Here is a 24,993-nt window from a genome sequence, read left to right on the forward strand (position 1 = left end):
GATGGCACTGGTCACCGTCCTCGGTGCGTCCGGCTTCGTAGGCGCCGCGGTCACTCGGGCTCTGGCGCGGCAGCCGATCCGGCTGCGCGCGGTGGCGCGCAGGCCGTTCACCCCCGCGCGCGGCCTGGCCGAGACGACCGTCGTCACGGCCGACCTCACCGACCGCGCCGCGCTCGCCGACGCCGTCGCGGGCTCGGACGCGGTCGTGTACCTGCTGCTGGCCGAGGGCGGGTGGCGCGCGGCCGAGACCCCGGGGGCCGAGCGCGTCAACGTCGGCGTGATGCGGGACCTCGTCGACGTCCTCGGCGCCCACGGCGGGACGCCACCGGTGGTGGTGTACTGCGGCACCGTCTCGCAGGTCGGCCTGCCCCCTCGCGAACCGATCGACGGCAGCGAGCCCGACGACCCGGTGACCCCCTACGACCGGCAGAAGCTGGTGGCGGAGCAGGTGCTGAAGGCGGCCACGGCCGACGGCCGCGTGCGCGGCATCAGCCTGCGGGTGTCCACGGTCTTCGGCGAGGCCGCGGCGGGCAGCGTGAGCCACGACCGCGGTGTCGTCACCGCCATGGCCCGCCGCGCGCTGGCGGGCGAGCCGCTCACCATCTGGGGGGACGGCACCGTCCGCCGCGACCTCGTCCACGTCGCGGACATCGCGTCGGCGGTCACGGCGGCGCTGGCCACGCCGGACCCCCTGGTGGGCGGGCACTGGCTGCTCGGCGCCGACCGCAGCTGCGAGCTGGGCGAGATCTTCGGGCTCGTCGCCCGCGAGATGTCCGACCACACCGGCAGGCCGCCGGTGGCGGTGACCTGCGTGCCACCGCCGCCGCACGCGGCCGCGACGGACTCCCGGAGCATCACCATCGACTCCGGCGCGTTCCGGGAGATCACCGGGTGGCGCCCGGAGATCCCGCTGTCCGAGGGGATCCGGCGCACGGTCGCCGCTTTGACGACACCAATTCACGGAGGGGTACGCACATGACCACGCGGGTTTGGGATTACCTGGCCGAATACCAGGCGGAGCGGCTCGACCTGCTGGACGCGGTCGAGACGGTCTTCAACTCCGGGCAGCTCGTGCTCGGCGCGAGCGTGCGCGGCTTCGAGGAGGAGTTCGCCGCGTACCACGGCGTCGGGCACTGCGTCAGCGTCGACAACGGGACGAACGCGATCAAGCTCGGCCTGCAGGCGCTCGGCGTCGGCCCGGGCGACGAGGTGATCACGGTGTCCAACACCGCCGCCCCGACCGTGCTCGCCATCGACGGCACCGGCGCCACCCCGGTCTTCGTCGACATCCGCGAGGACGACTTCCTCATGGACACGAGCCAGGTCGCCGCCGCGATCACCGAGCGCACCAAGTGCCTGCTGCCCGTGCACCTCTACGGGCAGTGCGTGGACCTGGCCCCGCTGAGGGAACTCGCCACCAAGCACGGCCTGTCCCTTTTGGAGGACTGCGCGCAGGCGCACGGCGCGCGGCAGAACGGCGTGGTCGCGGGTTCGACCGGTGACGCGGCCGCGTTCTCCTTCTACCCCACCAAGGTGCTCGGCGCGTACGGTGACGGCGGCGCCACCATCACCTCCGACGACGCGGTGGAGAAGAAGCTGCGGCGGCTGCGGTACTACGGCATGGACACCACGTACTACACGCTGGAGACCCCCGCCCACAACAGCCGCCTCGACGAGGTGCAGGCCGAGATCCTGCGCCGCAAGCTCAAGCGGCTCGACGCCTACACGGCGGGCCGCCGGGCCGTCGCCCAGCGCTACGTCGACGGCCTCGGCGACACCGACCTGCTGCTGCCGAAGACCGTGCCCGGCAACGAGCACGTGTACTACGTGTACGTGGTGCGCCACCCCCGGCGCGACGACATCATCGAGCGCCTCAAGGCCTACGACATCCACCTCAACATCAGCTACCCGTGGCCCGTGCACACCATGACCGGGTTCGCGCACCTCAACTACGCCACCGGTTCCCTGCCGGTCACCGAGAAGTTGGCCGGGGAGATCTTCTCGCTGCCGATGTACCCCGCGCTCTCCACCGACCTGCAGGACAAGGTCATCCACGCGGTCCGCGAAGTGCTGTCCACCCTCTGACAACCGGTCCCCGGCGGTCCGACCGCCGGGTGGCCCGACCCCGCAGAACACTCCAATCACAGGAGCCGCTGTGCAAGCACGAAAACTGGCTGTCGATGGCGCGATCGAGTTCACCCCCCGCGTCTTCCCCGACGACCGGGGCCTGTTCATCTCGCCGTTCCAGGAAGAGGCCTTCATCGAGGCCCACGGCGGCCCGCTGTTCCCCGTGGCGCAGACGAACCACAGCCTGTCCAAGCGCGGCGTGGTGCGGGGCGTCCACTACACCGTGACACCGCCGGGCGTGGCCAAGTACGTCTACTGCGCCCGCGGTTCGGCGCTCGACATCGTGGTCGACATCCGGGTCGGGTCGCCCACGTTCGGCGAGTGGGACGCGGTGCTGATGGACCAGCGCGACCACCGGGCGATGTACTTCCCCGTCGGCGTCGGCCACGCGTTCGTCGCGCTGGAGGACGACACCGTCATGTCGTACATGCTCTCCGGCGGCTACGTCGCGCAGGACGAGCTGGCCCTGCACGCCCTGGACCCGGCGCTGGGCCTGCCGATCGACCCGGGTGTCGAGCCGATCCTGTCCGACCGGGACCAGGTCGCCATCACCTTCGCCGAGGCGCGGCGGCAGGGCCTGCTGCCGGACTACGCCACCAGCCGGGAGATCGAGCGGCGGCTGTCCGGGACCCCGGTCTCCGCCTGACGTCGCGAAGGAGCGCGTTCGCCATGAAGGCCCTGGTGCTCGCGGGCGGGTCGGGGACCCGCCTGCGCCCGTTGAGCTATTCGACCCCCAAGCAGCTCGTGCCCATCGCCAACCGGCCGGTGCTGGAGCACGTGCTGGCGAACCTGCGGGCGCTCGGCATCACCGAGGTCGGCGTGGTGGTCGACGCCGCGTCGACCCGGATCCAGGAGGCGCTCGGCGACGGGTCCCGGCTGGGCCTGCGCGTCACCGCCATCCCCCAGGTCAGCCCGCTGGGCCTGGCGCACTGCGTGGCGATCTCCCGGGCGTTCCTCGGCGACGACGACTTCGTCATGTACCTGGGTGACAACGTGCTCCCGGACGGGATCGGCGGGCACGCCGAGCGCTTCGCCGCGACCCGCCCGGACGCGCAGGTGGTGGTGCGCAAGGTCGCCGACCCGCGCGCGTTCGGCGTGGCCGAGTTCCGGCCGGACGGGACGCTGGAGCGGTTGGTGGAGAAGCCTGCGCGGCCGCGCAGCGACCTCGCGCTGATCGGCGTCTACTTCTTCACCGCGGCGGTCCACCGCGCGGTCGCGGCCATCGAGCCCAGCGCGCGCGGCGAGCTGGAGATCACCGACGCCATCCAGTGGCTGATCGACCACGGCGGCGCGGTGGACGCCGTCGAGCACACCGGTTACTGGCGCGACGTCGGCCAGGTCGAGGACGTCCTCGAGTGCAACCGGCGGTTGCTCGAAGACCTCGTTCCCGCTGTACACGGCCACATCGACTCCGCCACCGAGCTGCGCGGCCCGGTGGTCATCGAGGCCGGCGCCCGGGTCGTGCGCACCAGGATCGAGGGTCCGGCGCTGATCGGTGCCGGGACCGTGGTCGAGGACTGCCACATCGGCCCGGGCACGTCGATCGGCCGTGGTTGCGCGGTGCGCGGTTCCCGGGTGCGCGACTCGGTCGTCATGGACGACGTGTCCATCGCCGGGCCGACCGACCTGCGGGACTCGGTCATCGGCCACGGCGCGACCATCTCGCTACCGCCGAGCGCGGGCCCGTGCAGCCTGGTCGTCGGCGCCGCGACGCGGATCGAACCCGCGGCGTGAGCCGAGAAGTCCACTGTGTCCACAACCATCCACGAGAGGTGAGGGCGATGACCGCTTCGCAAGTCAGGCTGCTCCTGCGCGGCAAGCACCGGAGCTGGGGGTGGATGTACCGATGACGGCGATCGCCACACCAGCGGCGGACCTTTCCATCCACAGCGGACTGACGGAGATCACCCGTGTCGCGGGCGTGGGGACCGCGGTCTCCGAAACGCCCTACTCGCAAACCGAACTCCTCGACGTGCTCGGGGTGGAGGACCCCCGGATCCGCTCGGTTTTCCTCAACAGCGCCATCGACCGGCGGTTCCTCACCCTCCCGCCGGTCGGCCCCGACGGGCGGCGCGGGTCGGAACCGCAGGGCGACCTGCTCGACAAGCACAAGAAGATGGCCGTCGACATGGGGTGCCGCGCGCTGGAGGCCTGCCTGAAGTCGGCGGGTGCGTCGCTGTCGGACCTGCGCCACCTGTGCTGCGTCACCTCCACCGGCTTCCTGACCCCCGGGCTGAGCGCGCTCGTCATCCGCGAAATGGGCATCGACCCGCACTGCAGCCGCTCGGACATCGTCGGCATGGGGTGCAACGCGGGCCTGAACGCGCTCAACGTGGTGGCGGGCTGGTCCGCCGCGCACCCCGGTGAACTCGGCGTCGTGCTGTGCAGCGAGGCGTGCTCCGCCGCGTACACCCTCGACGGCACCATGCGCACCGCCGTGGTGAACAGCCTCTTCGGCGACGGCTCCGCCGCCGTCGCGCTGGTCTCCGGTGACGGCCGGGTGCCCGGTCCCCGGGTGCTGAAGTTCGCGAGCTACATCATCACCGACGCGCTCGACGCGATGCGCTACGACTGGGACCGCGACCAGGACCGGTTCAGCTTCTTCCTCGACCCGCAGATCCCGTACGTCGTCGGCGCGCACGCCGAGGTCGTCGCCGACCGGCTGCTCTCCGGCACCGGCCTGCGCCGCAGCGACATCGGGCACTGGGTCGTGCACTCGGGCGGCAAGAAGGTCGTCGACGCCGTCGTCGTGAACCTCGGCCTGAGCCGCTACGACGTCCGCCACACCACGGGTGTGCTGCGCGACTACGGCAACCTCTCCAGCGGCTCCTTCCTCTTCTCCTACGAGCGCCTCGCCGAGGAGGGCGTCGCCCGCCCCGGCGACTACGGCGTGCTCATGACCATGGGGCCCGGCTCCACGATCGAAATGGCGCTGATCCAATGGTGAACGGTGAACTGCTGCTGCGCGTCGACGGCTCCCGACCGCTGTCGGCCGCCGCGGTCGAGGAGCTGGCCGCCCTGTGCGACCGCGCCGAGGACCACCGGCAGCCCGGCCCGGTCGCGGTCCACGTCACGGGTGTCCCGGCCGCCGACTGGGCGCGGGAGCTGACCGTCGGCCTGGTGTCCAAGTGGGAACGCGCCGTGCGCCGGTTCGAGCGGCTCGGCCGGGTCACGGTGGCGGTCGCCGCGGGCGACTGCGCCGGGACCGCGCTGGACCTGCTGCTCGCCGCGGACGTCCGGGTCGTCGCCGAGGGGACTCGGCTGCTGCTCTCCCGGATCGGCCGCGCCACCTGGCCCGGGATGACCGTGCACCGGCTCACCCAGCAGGCGGGCGCGGCGGCCATCCGGCGCGCCGTGCTGCTCGGCACCCCGATCGACGCCGACCGCGCGCTCGCCCTCAACCTGGTCGACGAGGTGTCCGCCGACCCCGCGGCGACGCTGGCCGGGCTGGCCGCGGCGGCGGACGGCTTGGACGGCGCGGAGGTGGCGATCCGCAGGCAGCTGATCTTCGAGGCGGGCGCGACCGCCTTCGAGGACGCCCTCGGCGCGCACCTGGCCGCTGCGGACCGGGCCCTGCGCAGGGAAACCGCGTCGTGACGGTGGAAGCCACGCCCCGCGCCCCGCTCGACCGCATGGCCTTGGCGGAGTCGGCCCGCCGCGTCGACGACCTGCTGGCCGACCTGCCCGTGCCACCCGCCCGGGACGTGGCGCAGCGCGCTGCCGCGGCCACGGCGCTCGACGGGATCAGGGCGGCGCGCGCGGCCTACGTCGACGCGCGCGCCGAGGAGATCTACGACGAGCTCACCGACGGACGAACCCGGTACCTGCGGATCGACGAACTCGTCCGAGCCGCCGCGCGCGCCCATCCCGGCCTGGTGCCGACCGACGAGCAGATGGCGGTCGAGCGCGCGCGGCGGCAGGGCGAGAAGGAGGGGCGCGAGATCGACCAGGGGATCTTCCTGCGCGGCGTGCTGCGCTCCCCGAAGGCCGGTCCGCACCTGCTCGACGCCATGCTCCGGCCCACGACCAGGGCACTCGCGCTGCTGCCGGAGTTCACCGAGTCCGGTGTCGTGCGGATGGCAGCGGTCCGGCTGGAGCGCCGGGACGGTGTCGCGCACCTGACCCTGTGCCGGGACGACTGCCTCAACGCCGAGGACGCCCAGCAGGTCGACGACATGGAGACCGCCGTCGACCTGGTGCTGCTCGACCCGGCCACCCGGGTGGCGCTGCTGCGGGGCGGGGAGATGAGCCATCCCCGCTACCAGGGGCGCCGGGTGTTCTGCGCGGGCATCAACCTCAAGAAGCTCAGCTCGGGCGACATCCCCCTGGTCGACTTCCTGCTGCGGCGGGAGCTGGGCTACCTGCACAAGATCGTGCGCGGCGTGCTCGCGGGCGGTTCCTGGCACTCGCCGCTGATCGACAAGCCGTGGGTGGCGGCGGTGGACACCTTCGCCATCGGCGGCGGAGCCCAGCTGCTGCTGGTGTTCGACCACGTGCTGGCGGCGTCCGACGCGTACCTGAGCCTGCCCGCGGCGACCGAGGGGATCGTCCCCGGCGCGGCGAACTACCGGCTCACCCGCTTCACCGGGTCGCGGGTGGCCCGGCAGGTGATCCTCGGTGGCCGCCGGATCCGAGCCGACGAACCGGACGCGCGGCTGGTCGTCGACGAGGTCGTCCCACCGGAGGGGATGGACGCCGCGATCGACAGCGCGGTGACCCGCCTCGACGGGGACGCGGTGCTGGCCAACCGGCGGATGCTGAACCTGACCGAGGAGCCGCCCGACGAGTTCCGCCGGTACATGGCGGAGTTCGCGCTCCAGCAGGCGCTGCGCATCTACGGCGCGGACGTGATCGGCAAGGTCGGCAGGTTCGCGGCGGGTTCGGCTTGAGCCGTGGTCTGCCAGCCGGGGACATCCTGGCGGCAGACCGTTTTCCGTTGGGTTCGCGCGATATCGTCTGGTGTGGATGTCGTGCTGTGGGGGCTCGCTCGCAATCCCGCGTTGCCGTCGAGGCTGCTGGACCGGTTGATCGAGGTCGCGGACGGCCCGGGTGCCGACGACTTGGCTCGGCGCGGGGATTTGGGTGTGGCGCGGGCCGTGCGGCTGGTCGAGCGGTGCCCGGAGACAGCGGTCGTGCTGGTGCGGGCGGGGTTGCTCGCGGCAGACGTCGTGGATCCCCGGGCGCGGCCGTTGGCCGCGTTGGCGTTGTTGGCCGCGGGAACCGGGGCGGAGTGGGCGCCCGGGTTCGCGGCGGACCCGGTCGTCGAGCACCGGGTTCGGCTGGCGGAGTGCCCGGGGCTTCCCGGAGAGGTCGTGGACCGGCTGGCCGCCGACCCCGATCCGCGGGTGGTGGCGGAGCTGGCGCTGTGGACGACGTCGGCGGAGGTGGTGGATCGGCTTGCTCGGCACCCACACGCCGAGGTGCGCGCCGCGGTGGCCTTGAACGAGGCGGCTTCTCCTGCGGTGCTCGCGGGATTGCTCGGCGGAGAAGGGTTTCCGTCCGCGAAGGAGTGTCTTGTCTGTGCGCGGGAGGAAATCCCGTTCCGGCACGAGTCGGGGTGTCAGCGGGTGGGCTGCGACCTGCCTGCTGGGGCGTCCTGCGACGGTTCCCACGAGTCGACGGTGGTGACGACGCGGTGGCGGGTCGTGGGAAACCCGGCCACGCCCGCCGAGGCTGTGATCGGCTTCGTCGACGACCCGTGGCTGCCGGTGCGCGAACAACTCGCGTCCCGCCCGGACCTGCCGCCGTCAACCTACCGGCGGCTGGCGGCGGACCCGATCCCCGGGGTGCGGCGGGCCCTGGCCGAGAACCCCGCGATCGACGAGGACCTGATCCGCGCCCTCGTCCTCGACGACGGCCACGACGTGCGGCGCGGCCTGGCCCACAACCCCCGGGTTCCGCTGGACGTGCTGGCGGTGCTCACCGACGCGGCGCGGATCGGGCCGGTGCTGCTGCCGCGCGTCGCCGCCGCCACCGCCGCCGAGGTGGGGGAGTTGGCGGCCTCCCCGAACCCGGAGCTGCGGATGCTCCTGGCCCAGCGCCGCGACCTCCCCCCGGCGGTGCGGGACGTCCTCGCCGCGGATCCGGATGCCAAGGTGGCCGCGTCGATCGCGGCCCACCCGGGCCTGTCCGAGGCGAGCCTGCGGGCGGTGGTCGACCGCCATGGGATCCGTGTCCACGCCGCCGTGGCCGCCAACCCGGACGCCCCGGCGGCCCTCCTCGAGGAACTGGCCCTCCACCGACCTCCGATCCGCAAGGCCCTCCACGCCATCGCGCGACACCCGAACGCGACGGCCACCGCCCTCCTCCCGTGCCTGGCGGATCCCAAGGCCAAACCACTCGCCGCCGCCCACCCCGCCTTGCCCGCCCCGACCATCACCGCCCTCCTCGCCGCCGACCCGGCAACCGCCATGGCGGCAGCAGGCAACTCGTCGCTGCCCCTCGCGGCGATGGCGTCACTCGTCCCTTGACCTGGTGCGCGCACCAACTCCTAGTGTGCGCGGCCATGACGACAACACTCATCACCGGCGCCAACAAGGGGCTCGGCTACGAGACGGCCCGCAGGCTCAGCGCGGCGGGGCACACCGTGTACCTCGGCAGCCGGGACGCCGAGCGCGGCAGGCAGGCGGCCGAACGGCTCGGGGTGCGGGCGGTCCAGCTCGACGTCACCGACGATGAATCGGTGGCGGCCGCCGCCGGGATCATCGAGGCGGACGGCGGCTTGGACGTCTTGGTCAACAACGCGGGCATCGCGCCGGAGCACCGCGGTGGTGAGGTCGTGGTCGGGGCGGCGGAGCTGACCGTCGAACTCCTGCGCCGCACGTTCGAGACCAACGTCTACGGACCCGTGCGCGTCCTGCGCGCTTTCCTGCCGTTGCTGCGTCGCTCACCGGCCCCGGTCGTGGTCAACGTCAGCAGCGGTCTCGCGTCCCTCGCCCGGGTCGCCACGCCGGGCACTCCCGCGCACCGGTATCCCGGGGTCGCCTATCCGACGTCCAAGGCCGCGCTGAACATGCTCACCATCCAGTACGCCAAGGCGTTCCCCGAGATCCGCGTCAACGCCGTGGAACCCGGCTACACCGCCACCGACCTCAACGGCGGCACCGGGACGCAAACCGTCGAACAGGGCGCCGAGATCATCGTGCGCCTGGCCCGCCTGACCCCCGACGGTCCCACCGGCGGCTACTTCGACGCGGCGGGCCCCATCTCCTGGTGACCCGCCATGCCGGGCCCGGGGAGGACGTCGATGTCGGTGGCGCGCATCGGTTCGGCGCAGACCGCGCAACGCGGCTCGACGTGGCTGATCTGCCCGCACGCGTGGTGCCGGTAGAGCACCGGCGGCCCCTCCGCCCCCGCCAACCACCGGTCGCCCCACCGGACCATGACCAGCAGCAGGTCGCACAACTCCACCCCACGCGCAGTGAGCCCGTACTCATAGCGCGGCGGCTTGCTGGAGTACTCGACGCGGGTCAGGATCTCGCTGTCGACCAGCCACTTCAGCCGCTCGGACAGGACCTTGCGGGAGATCCCCAGGTCCTGCTGGAGCTGGTCGAACCGGTTGATCCCGACGTAGACGTCCCGCAGGATCAACGGCGACCACGGCTCGCCGATGACGTCCAGGGTGCGCGCGATCGAGCACGCCATCTCCGAGAACCGGGTTCGCTGCATGGGGCGAGTCTAACCCAAGAGGGTTCCCTCAGGGGACTCTCTTGGGTTAGAGTTCCCTGACGAAACCAAGGAGGTCGGCCGTGGTCACCCCGAGTGTCGTGCCGCCGTCGCAGTGGCGGCGCGAGCAGGGCCTGATCCTCGCCGAGGAGAAGCGGATCACCCGCGAACTGGACGCGCTGGCGGCCCGGCGGCGCCGGATGCCCGCCATGGCGGTCGAGAAAGACTACGTCTTCGAGGGCGCGGACGGTCCGGTGACGCTGCTGGACATGTTCGAGGGCCGCAGCCAGCTCATCGTCTACTGCTTCATGTGGCACGAGGGCGCGGAGCCGTGTTCCGGCTGCGCGCTGTTCACCGACAACGTCGGCGAACTCGCCCACCTCAACGCCCGCGACACCACCATGGCCTGGTCCTCTCCAGGCCCGTTGGCCGACCTGCACGCCTTCCGCGACCGCATGGGCTGGCAAATCCCCTGGTACTCCGCCCAGGGGAACACCTTCCACGACGACTTCGACGCGGGCACCGGCTTCGCCCTCAACGTCTTCCTCCGCAACGGCAACGACATCTACCGCACCTACTTCACAACCTCCCGCGGCGTCGAACGCCTGGGCAGCACCTGGACCTTCCTGGACCTGACCCCACTGGGCCGCCAAGAAACCTGGGAAGACTCCCCGGACGGCCACCCCCAAACCGCCCCCTACACCTGGTGGCGCCTACACGACGACTACTGACCACCCCGCGCACGCGCCGCCGCGATCTCGTCGTGGTGGGTGGTGGCCCAGTCCGCCAGCGCGGACAAGGGGCCGAGCAGGCTGGTTCCGAGCGGGCTCAGCCGGTACTCCACACCCGGCGGGACGGTCGGGTGCACCTCCCGATCCACCAACCCGTCCTGTTCCAGCGTCCGCAGGGTCCTGGTCAGCATGCGCTGGCTGATGCCTTCGATCGCCCGGTGCAGCTCGTTGAACCGGTACGGGCGGCGCCCCAACAGCACCAGCACGACGAGTGTCCACTTGTCACCCACGCGGCGCAGGACCTCCGTGACCGGACAGGTCTCGTACTCGGCCGCCGGGACGGGTGACGGGAGCTGGGCGGGCACACCGATGTGCGTACCTGACACCGTGATCGTCATCGGCAGCGATCCGGCGAAGGGCCGGGTGCTGGTCGAGGCGGGTGCGCGGTTCCACCAGGCGGACCTGAGTTCGGTCGCCGACACGCGACGCGTGATCGCCGAGATCGGTCGGGAGGTCGACGCGGTGGACGCGCTCCTGTTGTTCGCCAACCGGTTGAGCCCTCGGCGGCGGGAGACGGCCGAGGGGCTGGAGCACACGTTCGCGCTCTACTACCTGAGCCGATACCTGCTGTCCGTGGAGCTGGGGCCCTGCTCGACAAGAGCCCCCATCCGGTCATCGTCAGCGTCGCCGGCGTCGGGACCACCGCCGGGTCGATCCACTGGGACGACCTCCAGTTGACCCGCGGCTACCGCGTCACGACCGCCCAACTCCAGGCCGGTCGGGCCACCGACCTGCTGGGCGTCGCCTACGCCGACCGCTCACTCGGCAAAGCGCGGTACGTCCTCCACCACCCCGGCTTCACCCGCAGCGGCGACCGTTCCCCGCTCAGCCCCCCGATGCGGCTCCTCCTCGCGGCCATCGCCGGGGTGGCCGCCCAACCGGTGGCCAAAGCGATCCACCCCGTCCACGGTTTCCTCGACTCGCCGCCCGCGCACCCGTTGACCGCCGTCGATCGGGGCAAGGCTGTCGACCTGTCCCTGAAATCCCTCGACCCCGCCAACGCCCGCCGCCTCCTGGCGGTAACCGAGGAACTGCTGGGGCGCCGGGCCTGGTAGGCAGAACGGGTACACCGACCCGAGGAGCCGCCGTGCGTTGGAGAAGCCTGGTGATTTGCCTGGCGGCGTTGACCGTCGGCTGCTCGGCCCAGCCACCCGACCTGCTGCCCGCGCCCACCACCATGTGGTCCGCGCCGCCTTCCACCTCCACGCGGGGGAACCTGGTCAAACAGGTCGGTCAACGCGCGGGGATGGAGGCGCCGGATGGCAAGGTGTTGTTCTTCTTCGCCATCGACAAGATCACTATCGATCCCCCGTGCGCCGACGACCCCGCGCACGGCCACCGCGTGGCGCTGGCGATAACCCTCCGCACCACCGACGATTTCAGCCCGGAGGAGTGGGAGGTCCCCATCACCTCCGGCGACTTCGAAGTCACCGCCCCAGACGGCAGCACCGAGACCGAGGTGGTGGAGGTTGGCCCGTGCCTTCGCCCCGAGCAGTACCTGACCCGCGACCGCTACGCGAGAGGCACCGAGTACCGGGGGCTGATCGTCCTCGACACCAAGCACACCAACGGTTTCATCGTGTTCCGGTCGAACCTCGCCGAAGGCGGCGTGGAATGGTCCTTCTAGCAAGCCGTGGCCCCGGCCGAAACCGGGGCCACGAGCCTCAGCAGTTGACCGTTCCCCTGCGCAGCGCGTGGCCGCTGTCGTTGCTGTCGTCGGCCCAGTACACGGGCTTGCTGCCGGAAGCGCACTCGCCCGCGCCCGCGAGGGTGAAGCCCTCGTTGTTGTAGTTCGGCATGCCGCTCGGGCGGTTGTAGACCGCGGCGGTCGCGAACACCCCCGACGCGTTGATCGTGAACGTCCGGTGCTCGCCGTCGCAGGTGTTGTCGCAGACGACCCACAGACGGGACGCCTGGGGCTCCCACTGGAGTTCCATGACGCCGTCCATGCCGCTCGCGATGGTCGCGACCTTGGTGGCGGTGCCGGAGTCCTGGAGCACGTAGCCGTAGACCGTGGCGTTGCCCTCCAACGCGACGAAGAAGACGCCGCCGGTGTGCGCGCCGTAGAGGCTCGGGTTGTAGGCCGCACCGGTGGCCTCGTTGGAGAAGCCCGTCGCGGTGAGGGTCGCGTCCGGGATCCAGGTGATGGCCTCGAAACCGAGGTTCGAGCCGACCGACGGCAGGCCTGCGGTCAGGTTCCACTCCTGGGTCGCCGTCAGGCTCGTGCCGGACCCGCTCACGTCGTAGCGGAGCACGGACAACCTGCTCGTACCGGACGCGTCACCGTTGCGCTCGCTGGAGATGAACACGCCACCCGTGCCGGGGACCGTGACGCCCTCGCTGTCCGGCGCGCCGGATCCGCCGGTGTAGCGCAGGGTCTTGCCCGACGTCCACCCGTTCGCGGTGTCCGCCTTCCACCCGCCGGTGCCGTTCGGCACCAGCCGCCACAACTTGCCGGAGTTCTGCGCGGCCCACAGCACGCCGCTGCTCTCCTGGTAGAGCCCGCTCACATCGGAGCCGAACGCGTTCGAGGCGTCCGCGTTGCTCACCGAACTCCCGCCGGGCCAGGAGGTGGCGGCGAGGCAGTCGTTCGGGGCGCCGAGGGTGATGGCGGCGTCGGTGAACGAGCCGGTGCCGTTGGGGCAGCGCGACCAGGACGGCGCGGAGTGGGACGTCCAGCCGAAGCTGTCGACCAGGGTGGTGCCGTTGGCGAGGTAGAGCCGCGCGTCGTCGTCGGACCCGAGCCCGAACTTGCCGTGCACGTCGAAGGCCCGCGCGGCACCGGGGTTCAGCGTCGTGCCCGCCGCGATCGTGTAGTTGGAGCTGTTGTTGTCGTCCTTCAGGACCCACCCGGAGATGTCGACGGCGCTCGTGCCCTTGTTGTAGAGCTCGATGGAGTCGTTGACGGTGCCGGTGGTCACCACCTCGTTGATCCGGATGTCGTCGGCGGGCGCCGCCTGCGCGGGAACCGCGGCGAACGCGCCGAGCATGAGCGACGCGCACACGACAACGCGGGCCCGCCGCCAGGGTGATTCGGTCACGGGAGTCCGTCCTCGGGTCGATCCGATGGGCCGACCCCCGACTTTTCCGAGCACGCCCCGAACACGGCACCCTCCGGTGCGTGAGCATCGTGTGAACGGTCGGCGAACTGGCCTACGAGGGTTCGCGGGCGGCGGACCCCAGTCGTCGGACTCGATCTGCGTCAGGGACATCTTGTCCCGCTTGTCGTCGCGCCCCACCCGCCACCCCCTGGTTCGAACGGCGATCCTAGCCGGGCGTTCGCCAGCGCGAGGGCCTCCGCCAGCGGTGTGGCGCCCGAGTGCCGGGCGGCGGCGAGGATCGTCGCGGTGCGGCACTCGATGGCGTTCACCCTGTTCAGGGCCTCCTCGTGCGGCACGCCGTCCACCTCCCGGGCCAGGGTGTGGATGATGCCGCCCGCGCTCGCGATGAAGTCGGGGATCCACGTGACGCCCGCGGCGGCCAGCCGGTCGGCCACCCCGTCGTCGCTCAGCTGGTTGTTGGCCGGGCCGACGACCAGCGGGGCGCGGAGGGCGGGGACGGTGTCCGGGGTGAGCACCCCGCCGGTGGCGGCGGGGATGAGGATGTCGCAGTCGGCGGACAGGGCGCGGTCCGGGTCGATCCAGGTGAACCCCGAGGCCCGCTCCCGGCCGTGGGGGTCCACATCGGACACGGTGACCTGAACGCCCGCCGCCGCGAGGTGCTCGGCCAGGTAGGTGCCCACCGAGCCGAACCCGATGATGACGGCGCTGAGTCCCGCCAGGTCCGGCCGGGCGGCTCGCAGCGCGGCCAGAACCCCCAGTGCGGTGGGGAAGCTGGACGAGCCGGCGCCCGTTGTGGCACAGAAGGCGTTAGGGGACAGCAGGTCCATGTCCTGGGTACCGGTGCCGATATCGGGGCCCGCGAGGTAGGTGCCGCCCAGTTCGGCGACCAGGTCGGCGTGGTCCAGCATGGCCTCGTACCTGCGTTGCGGCGTCAGGGTTTCGGGGGCGGCGATGACGCTCTTGCCGCCCCCGAAAGCCACTTCGGCGGCGGCGCATTTCAAGGTCATGGCGGACGACAGGCGGAGTACGTCCTCGATGGCGGAGTCCAGGCTGGGGTACGGCTTGAGCCTGCAGCCGCCGATGGCCGGTCCGAGGGTGGTCGAGTGGATGGCCACCGCGGTGGTGACGCCGGAGCGCCGCCCGCGGCGGACGATCAGCTGCTCGTGCGCGAACGAAGTGCTGGTCATGGCCACGAAGGTAGTCAGATGGACAGCTCGATAGCCTCGGTGCCGAACAACATTCGGCGCGCAGCGGAGGACCGGGATCGTGGATGAACTTGATTCGGCCATCGTGGCCCTGTTGCAAGCGGATGCCCGGCAATCCAACCGCGACATCGCCGGCAAGGTAGGCATCGCCCCATCAACTTGCCTGGAACGAATCCGCCTCCTCCGCCAACGCGGCGTCATCCGCGGCTACCACGCCGACATCGACCCCACCGCCCTCAACCGATCCGTCGAGGCCTTGGTCTCCGCCCAAGTCCGCCCCCTGAGCCGCGCGGTCATCGACACCTTCCAGCGGTCCCTGCTGGACCTGCCCGAGGTGCTGTCCGTCTACGTCACGGCGGGCAGCGACGACTTCCTCATCCACGTCGCGGTCCCCGACATCGACCGCCTGCACTCGTTCCTCGTCGACCGACTGGCCATCCGCAAGGAGGTGGTGGCCTTCCGCAGCTCGGTCATCTTCCGCCACCACCGCAAAACCGTCCTCGAACCCCTCCCCGCGAGCGAGTAGCGACCGAGGCGGAACGGCGGGCCGCGCTGTTCGACCAGGTCGAGCAGGGGTTGGACAGAAGTGGAGCCGGGCGGGCAGTGCCCGCCCGGCTCCGGTGCGTCAGTGCCCCTCGTGGTGCGCCTGCTGGATCTGCTTGAACGACTTGGGCTCCACGAGCGTCTTCGCCGCCAGCGTCGCGCCGTTCGGGCCGACGGCGGGCTTGCCCGCCGTGTACAGCCACGTCTGGAACAGCGCGTGCAGCGGCTTGCCCGACACCTGCTCGGCCAGCGCGATGAACTCCGTGATCCGGCCCGTGCTGCCCTTCTTCGCCGCCGTCCACCGCTGCAGGATCTGGAAGAACGCCTGGTCCCCCACCGTCTTGCGGAGGGTGTGGAGGGTGAGGGCGCCGCGGTCGTACACCGCGTTGTCGAACTGGCGGTCGGCGCCGGGGTCGCCGGGGAGGACCTGCCAGAACGGGTCGGACGCGGGGATGCGGTCGTAGGTGTACTGCGCCAGCTCGTCGGCCGTGCCCTCGCCGACGTGCTCGGACCACAGGTACTGGGCGTAGGTCGCGAAGCCCTCGTTCAGCCAGATGTCGCTCCACCGGCCGACCGCGACGCTGTCGCCGAACCACTGGTGCGCGTTCTCGTGCGCGATCAGGGACGTGTTGGCGCCGTAGATGAAGTTGCGCGCGCCGTACACCGGGCGCGTCTGGTTCTCCAGCGAGAAGGTCTGACCGTCGGTGACCACCCCGCCCTGGGCCTCGAACGGGTACGGGCCGAACTGGGTGGCCAGGAAGGCGTTGACCTCCGGGGTGCGCTCGATGCTGGCCTTGGCCGCGCCGAGGGACTCGCCGAGGTCGACGTCGTAGGCGGTGATGAACGGCTGGCCGTCCGGGGTCGTCTGGCGCAGGACCTCGAACTTGCCGACCTCCAGCGACGTCAGGTACGTGGCCTGCGGCTGGGTGCTGCGCCAGGACCAGCGGGTCCAGCCCGCGCGGTTCTTCGTCGTGCGCACGAGGGCGCCGTTGGACAGCGCCGACACGTCGTCGGGGACCTCGACCGAGACGTCGAAGGTGGCCTTGTCGGTCGGGTGGTCGTTGCCCGGGTACCACCAGGCCGAGACCTGCGGCTCGTTGACCGCCAGCGCGCCGTCGGGCGTCTTGACCCAGCCGGTCTGGCCGTCGATCTTCACGGTGGACGGCTTGTCCGCGTAGGCGACCGCGACGGTCACCTGCTTGCCCTTCGGCAACGGCCGCGCCGGGGTGACGACGAGCTCGCCGTGGCCGTCGGTGTTGGCCGCGAAGGTCGCGGGGGCGTTGTCCACCAGCACCGAATTGACCTTGAGACCGAAATCAAGGTTGAAACGGGACAATTCCTGCGTGGTCACCGCGGAGATGGTCGTGGTGCCCGAGAGCAGGTCGGTCGCGGGCTGGTACGTGAGTCTGATGTCGTAGTGCGAAACGTCATATCCGCCATTTCCGGCACCGGGGTAGTAGGGGTCGCCCGCACTGGGCGCACCCGGCGTCGGAGCGGCCGATGCCACGCTTGTGAGCAGCACGGACGCCACGCAGGCGAGTGTCAGACCGGAGCTGGCGCGAACTGTTTTTCGCATGTTTTCCCTTCCCTCGTGGGCGCCGCCGAACTTAGCGGTGGAACCGTCGGCGCCATACAGCCAAAGGAGTCCTCCTAGGGATTGGGAATATTTGCGATGACCGTTTTTTCGTGTTGGCGCGCGGCCGCGTGGGCCATTTCACCCAGATGGCTGGGCCGGGTGGGGGTGGCGTGTGCGATGCTGACCGCGTGCCCACGGACGACTTGGTCCGGTTGCGCCGGGCCCGCGACCGGATGGACCGCGACTACGCCCAGCCCCTCGACGTGCCGACCCTGGCCCGGGGCGCGCTGATGTCCACCGGCCACTTCGCCCGCGCCTTCCGGTCCGCGTTCGGCGAGACCCCGCACAGCTACCTGATGACCCGCCGCGTCGAGCGCGCCAAGGCCCTGCTGCGCCGCGGCGACCTCAGCGTCACCGAGGTGTGCTTCGCCGTCGGCTGTTCCTCGCTCGGCTCGTTCAGCTCCCGGTTCACCGAACTCGTCGGCGAGTCACCGAGCGCCTACCGCGCGCGGTCGCACGTGGACATCGCCGACATCCCCGCCTGCTACACCAAGCGGTTCACCCGACCGGTCAGGAACGGAGAAGCCCGCCGCGCGGCGGGCACGTAGCGTTCCCCGCATGACGCTCACGCTCTCGCACACGTTCATCGCCGTCGACGACCACGAGGCGGCCCTCAAGTTCTACCGCGACGCCCTCGGCCTCAAGGTCACCAAGGACATCGCCTACGAGGGCATGCGCTGGGTGTCGCTGAGCAGCGACGACCAGCCCGGGGTCGAGATCGTCCTCGAACCCCCGGCCGCCGACCCCAACACCTCCCCGGCCGACCGCAAGGTCCTCGCCGAGCTGATGGCCAAGGGCCTGCTGCGCGGCGTCGCCTTCGCCACCGACGACGTCGACGGCACCTTCGAGCGCGTCGCGGCCAGCGGCGCCGAGGTCGTCCAGGAGCCGATGGACCAGCACTACGGCACCCGCGACTGCGCCTTCCGTGACCCGTCCGGCAACTTCATCCGGATCAACCAGGCCCACTCCTGACCTGCGCGAACAGCCTCGCCCGGCGGGTGGGGAAGCCGCCGGGCGAGGCCTTGTCGTCCCACGGCCCGTGGGACACGCGTCCACGGGCCGCGGGGTTCATCAGGTGAGGTCGTAGACCGTCGAGCCGCCGACGGTGGTGGCCGTGTAGTTCGCCTGCACCCACTGCGCGATCTCGGACGCCGAGCCCGAGCCGCCCCGGCCGCCGCCACCCTGGCCGCCCGAGAGGTAGTAGTCGATCTCGCCCGCCGCGACGGCCGCCTTGAACTGCGCCAGCGTCGGCGCGTCGTCGGTGCCGCTCCAGCCGCCGATGGCGATGACGGACTTCCCGGTCGCCAGCTCCAGGCTCGCCGCCGTCTGCGACCCGGACACCGCCGCCGCCCACTTCGCGTCGCTCGCCGCCAGCAGCGCGGTCAGCTCCGACGACGCCGAGCCACCGGGCCCGCCGGACCCCATGCGGGTCGTGCTGTCCGAACCGGACCGGGTGCCACCGCCGGGACCCGTGCCGCCGCCCACGGCACTCGACGTCGGCCCCGAGGTCGGGATGGAACCCGTGTGCGCCGCACCGGCCGTGGTGACCGCCCAGGCCGCGCTGCCCAGACCCAGCGCCAGCACCGCGGCGGTGAGCACCACCGCGACGACCTTCCGGGCCCGCGGCACACCAATCACCAGCACCGTGGCCACCACCAGACCCACGGCCACGACCAGGAACCTCAGCCACGGCAGGAAGTCCGCGTCCCGGGCCAGCAGGACGTAGTCCCACGCGGCGGTGACCGCGACCATCCCGGCCAGCACCGCCCGCGGCGCGAAGGCCGCCCGGCCCCGCCACAGCTCCCGCACCCCGATCGCGACCAGCGCCGCGATCGACGGCGCCAGGGCGACCGCGTAGTACGGGTGGGTGGTGCCGCCCATGTAGCTGAAGACCAGCGCCGTCACCACGAGCCAGCCGCCCCACAGCAGCAGCGCGGCGCGGGTACGGTCGGTGCGCGGTGCCCGTCGGGTGAACCACAGGCCGCCGACCAGGGCGATCAGTGCGGCGGGCAGCAACCAGGAGATCTCGCCGCCGAACGACGCGCCGAACATGCGGCCGATGCCGGTCTCCCCGCCGAACCCCGTCGAACCGCCGCCACCGCCGCCGTTGCCCTCGCCACCGAGGACGCGGCCGAGGCCGTTGTAGCCCAGGGCCAGCTCCAGCAGGCTGTTGTCCGTCGAACCGCCGATGTACGGGCGGCTGTCGGCGGGCCACAGGTCGACCAGGACCACGTACCAGCCCGCCGCGGCGACCAGCGCGCCGAGCGCGCCGAGCAGGTGCAGCAGCCGCCGACCGAGCCCGCCCGGGCCCGCGACCACGAACACCAGCGCGAACGCGGGCAGCACCAGGAACGCCTGCATCATCTTGGTCAGGAACGCGAACCCGATCACCGCACCGGCCAGCAGCAGCCACTTCGGCTTCTCCAGCGCCCGCACCACGCAGTACGCGGCGGCCACGAGCAGCAGCACCAGCAGCGCGTCCGGGTTGTTGAAGCGGAACATCAGCACCGCGACGGGAGTCACGGCCAGCGCCGCCGCCGCGCCGAGCGCGGCCACGGGACCGTTGGTGCGCTTGACAGTCGCGTACAGCAAGGCGACCGCGCCCACACCCATCAACGCCTGCGGCGCGAGCACGGTGAAGCTGGAGAAACCGAAGAGCCGCGCGAACGCGGTCGTCACCCACAAAGCGGCGGGCGGCTTGTCGACGGTGATCACGTTGCCCGCGTCCAGCGAGCCGAACAGCCACGCCTTCCAGCTCTGCGTGCCCGCCTGCACGGCGGCGGCGTAGAAACCGTTGCCGTAGCCGGAAGCGGTGAGGTCCCAGAAGTAGAGCACCGCGGTGGCCACGAGCAGGCCGAGGAACGCGGGTCGCACGAACGCGGGCTGGTCCAGCGGTCCCCGCAGGAACCGTCGTCGGGTGGCGGGCGGCTGGTCCGCCGCCGGGGCCGGGGCGTCGAGCAGGGCGGTCATGGTCATCTCTCCAGGCTCAGGCGGGGGTGAGTGCGCGGGCGGCGGCGGTCGCGCGGGACCGGGTGCGCCACATCCGGGCCACACCCCTGAGGTCCGCGATGGCGGTGGCCACGATGTCCACAGTGGAATCTAGGTCGTCGATCCAGTCCACGGGGACCTCGTAGATCCGCATCCCGTTGCGCTGGGCCAGGATCAGCAGCTCGGTGTCGAAGAACCAGCCGGTGTCCTCGACCAGCGGCAGCAAGGCCCGCGCGGTGTCGCGGTGGACGGCTTTGAAGCCGCACTGCGCGTCGGAGAACCTCGCCCGCAGGACCGTGCGGAGAATCCTGTTGTAGCAGCGGGAAATGACCTCTCGTTTCACCCCGCGCACCACACGCGCACCACGGGCCAGCCGTGACCCGATGGCCACATCGGAGTGACCGGAGAGCGGGGGCGCGACCAGCACGCCGAGCGCGGCCAGGTCGGTGGAGAGGTCGACGTCCAGGTAGGCGAGAACGGTGGCGTCGGAAGCCGACCAGACCGCCTTCAGCGCGCGACCGCGCCCCTTCTCCTCCAGCCGGAAGACCTCCACCTCGGCGAACTCGGCGGCCAGCGCCCGCGCCACCCCGGGGGTGGCGTCGGTGCTCGCGTTGTCCGCGATGGTGATCCGGAACCGGTAGGGCACCGAGACCGCCAGGTACGCCCGGAGTGTCCGAACGCACCTCTCGAGGTCGTCTTCCTCGTTGTACACCGGGACGACCACGTCGAGCACGACTGTGCCGCGCCGGTCGTCCAGCCGTCCGCCCGCCCGGGGCTCATCCGCGATCGCCGTCATGCCCACAACGATCGGCACCGGCGCTTTGCCGGGCTTGTGCCCGACCTATGCGGAGCCTGTGCTTCGCGCTGTGCGCCCGACCACAGTGGACCGGACCAGTGGACCGGACCAGCGGATGGGCCTGGTGGCTGGGCCTAGCGGATGGGCGGTTCCCACTGCAGGCCGTAGCTCAGGCCCTGCTGCAGGTCGTGGAACTCCAGGGCGATGTCGCCGACCCGGTCGATGTGCAGCCGGTCCTCACCGGGCGCGAAGTCCTCGAACGCCTTGCTGGGCAGGCCGTTGATCCGCCACACCCGCGACGGCGGGTTGGCCGGGTCGAACCGCACCCGCACCGAGAACCCCTCGCACCGGCGCAGCGGCGTGAACACGTAGTACGGGCGCATCCAGGACCTCGGGTACGAGGTGAACTTGATGCTGTAGTCGTGCCGCTGGCCCAGGCTCAGCGGGCTGGGCAGCCGCACGACGAACCTGGTGTGGCCCGACGACACCCGCTGCTCCTCCACGATCTCGCCGCCGTAGGCGATCTCGGCGCGGATCTCCGGGCCCTCCTCCGGCATCGCCTGGTCGCGCGGCGCGCTCAGCGACAGCACCAGCTCGTCGAGCTCGTCGACCGCGGCCACGATCTGCCGCTGCTCGGTCAGCGTCGGCACGTCCAGGTCCAGCCGCAGCGCCGCGCGCAGCGACTCCACGTACCAGCCGTCGGGGGAGTACGAACCCGACTTGCGGTCGCGCATGCCCACGTCGTAGAGCAGCTCGGCGAGCAGTTGGAACGCGCTGTCCACCCGCCTGCGGGCGGTGCGCGGGTCCCGGTCGAAGCGGGTCGCCAGCCAGTCGATGCGCTGGTCGAGGAACCCGCCGTCGGCCTCCTTGTGCAGGCCGAGCGCCACCGATGCGGCCAGGTCGAGGTCGGACGGCAGCCGCGCGCTCAGGTGGGTCAGCTGGAGCACCAGCTTGCGGCGCACCAGCGCCGGGTCATCGATGCCGGTGATGCCGCACGCCATGCGCAGCGCCCGGCCGACCCGGTTGTGCAGATCGTCGGACCGCACCCCGCGGCCGCGCCGGATCTCCTTCAACTCGGTGACCACGTCGGCGATCTGCACCCCAACCACCTGTTCATCCACCACCCTCGACCGCACGGCTATTCCCCTCCGATTCCCAGCATCGCAGAGCCGTATGTCCCGTTACCAGCGCCCCCGTGGTGAACGAATGCCCACCGTGGGCACATCGGGGCCACTCGAACGGGTGAGTATGGCCGGTGACCCGCGATTCCCGCGGGCCACCGGCTGACCCTCCCCCCGGCCTTTCCCCTCGTCCCCCGCGACGACCCCCCGGTCGTCCGCCCCTGGAGTGGACGGGAGCGGCAGGCCCCCGGCCCGCGCCCCCGCCCGTTGTCCCGCAACGGCTTGCCTCACACCAGCAGGAGTACCCATGCCGTGATTGAGTGGCTTTCCATCTCGTCACCTCCTTTTCCGGGTCCGGGCAGCCTCGAGCCAGGACCCGTGTTCGTGTTAGGCCCCCGATATGGGTGAAAGTCATTCGGATCGCGGTCGGGTCGGCGCTACAGGCCGGACACCAGCAGCATCCCGGCGCCCAGGCCCGCGAGGAACAGCCAGAACCCCAAGCGCGCCATCGAACCCACCGTCGTCAGCATTCTCATCTCGTCCCCTCCAAGAGATTCACCGTCCCGCACAAACAACCTTGCCCCGGGGAGGAGAGGGGCACGATGACACGTGGCGCGTGCCGAACGTGCCATTTGGCATATTCGCCGGTGGAAACCGGTTCACGCGGGGGAGTTGGGGTCGCGGGCGGAAAGGCCCAGCGGTTCGACGGCTCGACGCCTCGACGGCGGAGGGGTCGGGCCGGGAACGGCACGGCGCGACCGGGGTTCGGGGGTGTGCTCCGGGGGCCCGGCACGTGGTCGGTCGAGTCCGACGGACCGCTGGCGCCCGCGCCCCGCGGCGGACGTCACGGCGGATCTCGGGCCCGACCACGTGCGTCCTCAGCGGGGCCTGGTCGGCCGCGCGCGAGGCACGTGGGCCACCCGTCACCGGCGGCGGGGCGCGGCTCCGGCCGGACCGCCGACGGGGACCACCACCAGGGGTGGGGTCAGCGCGGTGAGGGGTGGCGGGGTAGCTCGGTCTCCATGGTGGAACTCCTCTCTGCGCGCCGCGACATCACACCGACGGTAGTCGGCGGCGCGGCGCGCGGGAGACCCGCGGCGCGGGTTGACAAGGTTCTGTCCAGGCTGGTCAGGAACTTTCCCCGAACAGTCCACCTCGGACAGCGCAGAGGGGTATGACCCGATCGGGCCATACCCCTGCGTAGCCGTCACGCACTGCTGATCAAGATCAGCTGACCGGTTGGGCGAACTCGGTGAACCGGGCCACCACCGCACCCGGCGCGGGCATCGCGGAGATCTCCTTGGCGACCGCGGCGGTCGCGTCGGCCGCCGCGTCGTCGGCCAGCAGGTCCAGCGCGGTCGACGTGATGGCGTCGGCGGTGACGTCGTCGCCGAGCAACTGCCTGCTCGCCCCGGCCTCGGTGAAGGTGGTGGCGTTGAGGAACTGGTCGGCGCCCTGCGGGACGAACAGCTGCCGCACCCCGGCCGCCGCCGCGCCGAGCGTGGTGCCCGAGCCGCCGTGGTGGACGACGAGGTCGAGGTGCGGGAGCAGCTCGGCCTGCGGCACCCAGGACTGCACGGTCACGTTGGCGGGCGGGGTGCCCAGCACCGCCGGGTCGACCGTCGGACCGGCCGAGACCAGCACCCGGTGACCGGTCGCGGCCAACCCGTCGATGGCCGCCCGCAGCACCGCCGGGTTGCCGAACGCGGTGCCCAGCGTCAGGTAGATCAGCTTCTCCCGGTGCTCCGGGACCCAGGAGGGCAGCTCGCCCGGCTCGGAGAACGCGACCGGCCGCACCGGCACCCGGTTCGGGGCAGCGGCGACCTCCTCGTCCTGCAAGGAAGTCGGGTAGATGTCGAGGTACCGGTCGCGCCCCTCGTGCCCGGCGTCCAGGTCGATCTCGGTCCCGTTCGCGGCCGCGATCTCCCGCAACCCCTCCAGGAACCCGGGCAGCGTCTGGATGACCCCGCCGCGGCTGACGGCGTGCGACACCGCGGGCAAGCCCTCCGCGCGCGCCGCGATACCGGCACCGACGTTGGCCGCCTCGTACACGACGAGGTCGAACCGCCGCTCGACCATGAGCGGACGGAGGTCCGCGATGAAGTTCTCCGGCATCCGCCTGCCGAACACGGCCGCCGCGGTCCGCCGGATCAGCTGCGGGTCGAGCCCGGCGGGGGAGTCGAACTCCGCGACCCCGAACCCGGCCATCACCTCGCGGAACAGCGCTTGCATGTCGCCGCCCGCCCGGAAGAACTCGAACCCGAGCCGGGCCAGCGGCTCCTCGAAGGACTCCCAGGTGGCGTAGGTGACCCGGTGCCCGGCGTCGCGGGCGGCGATGGCCAGGGGCAGCAGTGGATAGGTGTGCCCGTGGGCAGGAAGACTTGTGAAGAGGATTTCCACAAGGCCCAAGGTAGGCAGTTCGGTAGCGGTGGGTAGCGGGATTTGTCGGTATCCACTGGATTGTCGGAAAAATTGCCACCCGACTGTCGGTCTGCGGACCAGTGGTTTCACCCATGCCTTTACCGGCCGGAGCGCAGATCACGCGATGGCTCGCACCGCCTGCTCGACATCCTCCAGCCTGGCTCGTGCCATCTCCGCGAAGTCGTTCCGGCGTGCGGCGTCCGGGAATGGTTGCCTCATCGGCAACTCCGGCCGGTTCGGGCAGGCGGGTGCAGCGACAGCGCTTCCTACCCGCCACGAACGAGGAGGCCGACTGGGACGTGGTGTCCCAGTCGGCTTCGCGGTGGTCTTGGTGTCAGAGGTCGATGTGCAACCGGTCGGCGAGCTGCTGCACCGGCGCCTGCCGCCGCTTGGCCCGTTCCGCCAGCTCACGCACCGTCTACCTGCCCAGTGTGTGGTAGCGCAGCCACTCGGGCGCGGTGCGTTCCGCGGTCAGCAGCTGATCCACCGCGGCTTCGTCGTGGTCGAGTTCGCTGTGCGCGATGGCCAGGTCGAGCAGGTACCGCGCCCGCCAGGTCGGCGGCACCCACCCGGTTTAGGGCACACGTCCCCAAGGCCACCGCCCGATCGAACTGTTCGGTCTCCACCGCCGCGTTGAC

25 protein-coding genes and 1 pseudogene are annotated in these 24,993 nt (G+C 71.5%); 16 read left to right on the forward strand and 10 right to left on the reverse strand.

Annotated elements, in window-relative coordinates; all coding sequences use genetic code 11:
• Window position 1: 1 nt before the first annotated feature.
• From CLV40_RS08960 to CLV40_RS09000, 9 genes are all read left to right on the forward strand, one after another.
• Window positions 2-979: an NAD-dependent epimerase/dehydratase family protein gene (locus CLV40_RS08960; protein WP_104478399.1), complete on the forward strand. Its 978-nt coding sequence runs from the start codon at window positions 2-4 to the stop codon at window positions 977-979.
• Complete coding sequence (locus tag CLV40_RS08965; RefSeq protein ID WP_104478400.1) at window positions 976-2,085, forward strand: DegT/DnrJ/EryC1/StrS family aminotransferase; 1,110 nt, start codon at window positions 976-978, stop codon at window positions 2,083-2,085. Before CLV40_RS08960 ends, CLV40_RS08965 begins: the two co-directional genes overlap by 4 nt.
• A 70-nt stretch (window positions 2,086-2,155) precedes the next feature.
• Entirely contained in the window at window positions 2,156-2,773 is a 618-nt protein-coding gene (locus CLV40_RS08970) for a dTDP-4-dehydrorhamnose 3,5-epimerase family protein (RefSeq protein WP_104478401.1), read from the forward strand.
• A 23-nt stretch (window positions 2,774-2,796) separates the two neighbouring features.
• On the forward strand, window positions 2,797-3,861 hold the full coding sequence (locus CLV40_RS08975) for a glucose-1-phosphate thymidylyltransferase (protein WP_104478402.1): 1,065 nt from the start codon (window positions 2,797-2,799) through the stop codon (window positions 3,859-3,861).
• A 112-nt stretch (window positions 3,862-3,973) separates the two neighbouring features.
• On the forward strand, window positions 3,974-5,074 hold the full coding sequence (dpgA, locus tag CLV40_RS08980) for a 3,5-dihydroxyphenylacetyl-CoA synthase DpgA (RefSeq protein WP_104478403.1): 1,101 nt from the start codon (window positions 3,974-3,976) through the stop codon (window positions 5,072-5,074).
• Complete coding sequence (dpgB, locus tag CLV40_RS08985) at window positions 5,068-5,724, forward strand: enoyl-CoA-hydratase DpgB (RefSeq protein ID WP_104478404.1); 657 nt, start codon at window positions 5,068-5,070, stop codon at window positions 5,722-5,724. Before dpgA ends, dpgB begins: the two co-directional genes overlap by 7 nt.
• A gap of 35 nt (window positions 5,725-5,759) precedes the next feature.
• On the forward strand, window positions 5,760-7,016 hold the full coding sequence (gene dpgC / locus CLV40_RS08990; RefSeq protein WP_104478733.1) for a (3,5-dihydroxyphenyl)acetyl-CoA 1,2-dioxygenase DpgC: 1,257 nt from the start codon (window positions 5,760-5,762) through the stop codon (window positions 7,014-7,016).
• Window positions 7,017-7,088: 72 nt separating this feature from the next.
• Window positions 7,089-8,597, forward strand: coding sequence for a hypothetical protein (locus tag CLV40_RS08995; protein WP_104478405.1), 1,509 nt, complete (start codon window positions 7,089-7,091; stop codon window positions 8,595-8,597).
• A gap of 35 nt (window positions 8,598-8,632) precedes the next feature.
• Window positions 8,633-9,343, forward strand: a complete 711-nt coding sequence (locus tag CLV40_RS09000) for an SDR family oxidoreductase (protein WP_104478406.1) — start codon at window positions 8,633-8,635, stop codon at window positions 9,341-9,343.
• On the opposite strand, the gene CLV40_RS09005 is transcribed toward CLV40_RS09000, so the two are convergent.
• Window positions 9,310-9,795, reverse strand: coding sequence for a winged helix-turn-helix transcriptional regulator (locus CLV40_RS09005; protein WP_104478407.1), 486 nt, complete (start codon window positions 9,793-9,795; stop codon window positions 9,310-9,312). The two genes, CLV40_RS09000 and CLV40_RS09005, sit on opposite strands and share 34 nt — an antisense overlap.
• A gap of 80 nt (window positions 9,796-9,875) precedes the next feature.
• Here CLV40_RS09005 and CLV40_RS09010 point away from each other — a divergent pair, with 80 nt between their 5' ends.
• Window positions 9,876-10,523 (forward strand): DUF899 domain-containing protein, encoded by a 648-nt coding sequence (locus tag CLV40_RS09010; protein WP_104478408.1) that lies wholly within the window; start codon window positions 9,876-9,878, stop codon window positions 10,521-10,523.
• Here the strand turns inward: CLV40_RS09010 and CLV40_RS09015 are convergent.
• Window positions 10,517-10,888 (reverse strand): winged helix-turn-helix transcriptional regulator, encoded by a 372-nt coding sequence (locus CLV40_RS09015; RefSeq protein ID WP_245931177.1) that lies wholly within the window; start codon window positions 10,886-10,888, stop codon window positions 10,517-10,519. The genes CLV40_RS09010 and CLV40_RS09015 overlap by 7 nt on opposite strands.
• 4 nt (window positions 10,889-10,892) lie before the next feature.
• Between CLV40_RS09015 and CLV40_RS38765 the strand changes: the two genes are divergently transcribed.
• Genes CLV40_RS38765 through CLV40_RS09025 form a run of 3 tightly spaced genes read left to right on the forward strand, consistent with a single transcriptional unit; the run spans window position 10,893 to window position 12,210 of the window.
• Window positions 10,893-11,261: a Rossmann-fold NAD(P)-binding domain-containing protein gene (locus CLV40_RS38765; RefSeq protein WP_219823951.1), complete on the forward strand. Its 369-nt coding sequence runs from the start codon at window positions 10,893-10,895 to the stop codon at window positions 11,259-11,261.
• Window positions 11,258-11,638, forward strand: a complete 381-nt coding sequence (locus CLV40_RS38770; protein ID WP_219823936.1) for a hypothetical protein — start codon at window positions 11,258-11,260, stop codon at window positions 11,636-11,638. Before CLV40_RS38765 ends, CLV40_RS38770 begins: the two co-directional genes overlap by 4 nt.
• 32 nt (window positions 11,639-11,670) lie before the next feature.
• The gene (locus CLV40_RS09025) at window positions 11,671-12,210 is read left to right on the forward strand and encodes a hypothetical protein (protein ID WP_146107973.1); all 540 of its coding nucleotides are present in this window, start codon (window positions 11,671-11,673) and stop codon (window positions 12,208-12,210) included.
• Between the two features lie 37 nt (window positions 12,211-12,247).
• Here CLV40_RS09025 and CLV40_RS09030 read toward each other — a convergent pair whose 3' ends face one another.
• Both CLV40_RS09030 and CLV40_RS09035 read right to left on the reverse strand, forming a co-directional pair.
• Window positions 12,248-13,624 (reverse strand): lamin tail domain-containing protein, encoded by a 1,377-nt coding sequence (locus tag CLV40_RS09030; RefSeq protein ID WP_245931178.1) that lies wholly within the window; start codon window positions 13,622-13,624, stop codon window positions 12,248-12,250.
• 161 nt (window positions 13,625-13,785) lie between these two features.
• Window positions 13,786-14,832, reverse strand: coding sequence for a Glu/Leu/Phe/Val dehydrogenase dimerization domain-containing protein (locus tag CLV40_RS09035; protein WP_245931179.1), 1,047 nt, complete (start codon window positions 14,830-14,832; stop codon window positions 13,786-13,788).
• Window positions 14,833-14,911: 79 nt separating this feature from the next.
• On the opposite strand from CLV40_RS09035, the gene CLV40_RS09040 reads away from it, so the two are divergent.
• Entirely contained in the window at window positions 14,912-15,376 is a 465-nt protein-coding gene (locus CLV40_RS09040) for an Lrp/AsnC family transcriptional regulator (protein WP_104478411.1), read from the forward strand.
• 99 nt (window positions 15,377-15,475) lie between these two features.
• On the opposite strand, the gene CLV40_RS09045 is transcribed toward CLV40_RS09040, so the two are convergent.
• Window positions 15,476-16,969 (reverse strand): M1 family metallopeptidase, encoded by a 1,494-nt coding sequence (locus CLV40_RS09045; RefSeq protein ID WP_104478412.1) that lies wholly within the window; start codon window positions 16,967-16,969, stop codon window positions 15,476-15,478.
• A gap of 188 nt (window positions 16,970-17,157) precedes the next feature.
• On the opposite strand from CLV40_RS09045, the gene CLV40_RS09050 reads away from it, so the two are divergent.
• A complete protein-coding gene (locus tag CLV40_RS09050; RefSeq protein WP_104478413.1) occupies window positions 17,158-17,577 on the forward strand; it encodes a helix-turn-helix transcriptional regulator in 420 nt (139 codons plus the stop codon).
• A 10-nt stretch (window positions 17,578-17,587) separates the two neighbouring features.
• Complete coding sequence (locus CLV40_RS09055; protein WP_104478414.1) at window positions 17,588-18,001, forward strand: VOC family protein; 414 nt, start codon at window positions 17,588-17,590, stop codon at window positions 17,999-18,001.
• Between the two features lie 99 nt (window positions 18,002-18,100).
• On the opposite strand, the gene CLV40_RS09060 is transcribed toward CLV40_RS09055, so the two are convergent.
• The 5 genes and pseudogenes from CLV40_RS09060 to CLV40_RS37830 all read right to left on the reverse strand — a co-directional run bounded on the left by CLV40_RS09060 (window position 18,101) and on the right by CLV40_RS37830 (window position 24,920).
• The gene (locus CLV40_RS09060) at window positions 18,101-19,999 is read right to left on the reverse strand and encodes a glycosyltransferase family 39 protein (RefSeq protein WP_104478736.1); all 1,899 of its coding nucleotides are present in this window, start codon (window positions 19,997-19,999) and stop codon (window positions 18,101-18,103) included.
• Between the two features lie 52 nt (window positions 20,000-20,051).
• Window positions 20,052-20,813 (reverse strand): annotated as a pseudogene (locus CLV40_RS09065) (dolichyl-phosphate beta-glucosyltransferase); the annotation flags it as partial.
• Window positions 20,814-20,947: 134 nt separating this feature from the next.
• On the reverse strand, window positions 20,948-21,913 hold the full coding sequence (locus CLV40_RS09070) for a hypothetical protein (RefSeq protein WP_245931180.1): 966 nt from the start codon (window positions 21,911-21,913) through the stop codon (window positions 20,948-20,950).
• Between the two features lie 1,248 nt (window positions 21,914-23,161).
• Window positions 23,162-24,334, reverse strand: coding sequence for a glycosyltransferase (locus tag CLV40_RS09080; protein WP_104478417.1), 1,173 nt, complete (start codon window positions 24,332-24,334; stop codon window positions 23,162-23,164).
• A gap of 439 nt (window positions 24,335-24,773) precedes the next feature.
• Window positions 24,774-24,920 carry a hypothetical protein gene (locus CLV40_RS37830; RefSeq protein ID WP_181043396.1) on the reverse strand — a complete coding sequence of 49 codons (147 nt, stop codon included), beginning with the start codon at window positions 24,918-24,920 and terminating at the stop codon, window positions 24,774-24,776.
• Window positions 24,921-24,993: the final 73 nt, after the last annotated feature.

This window comes from Actinokineospora auranticolor (genome assembly GCF_002934265.1).
Taxonomy (GTDB): Bacteria; Actinomycetota; Actinomycetes; order Mycobacteriales; family Pseudonocardiaceae; genus Actinokineospora; species Actinokineospora auranticolor.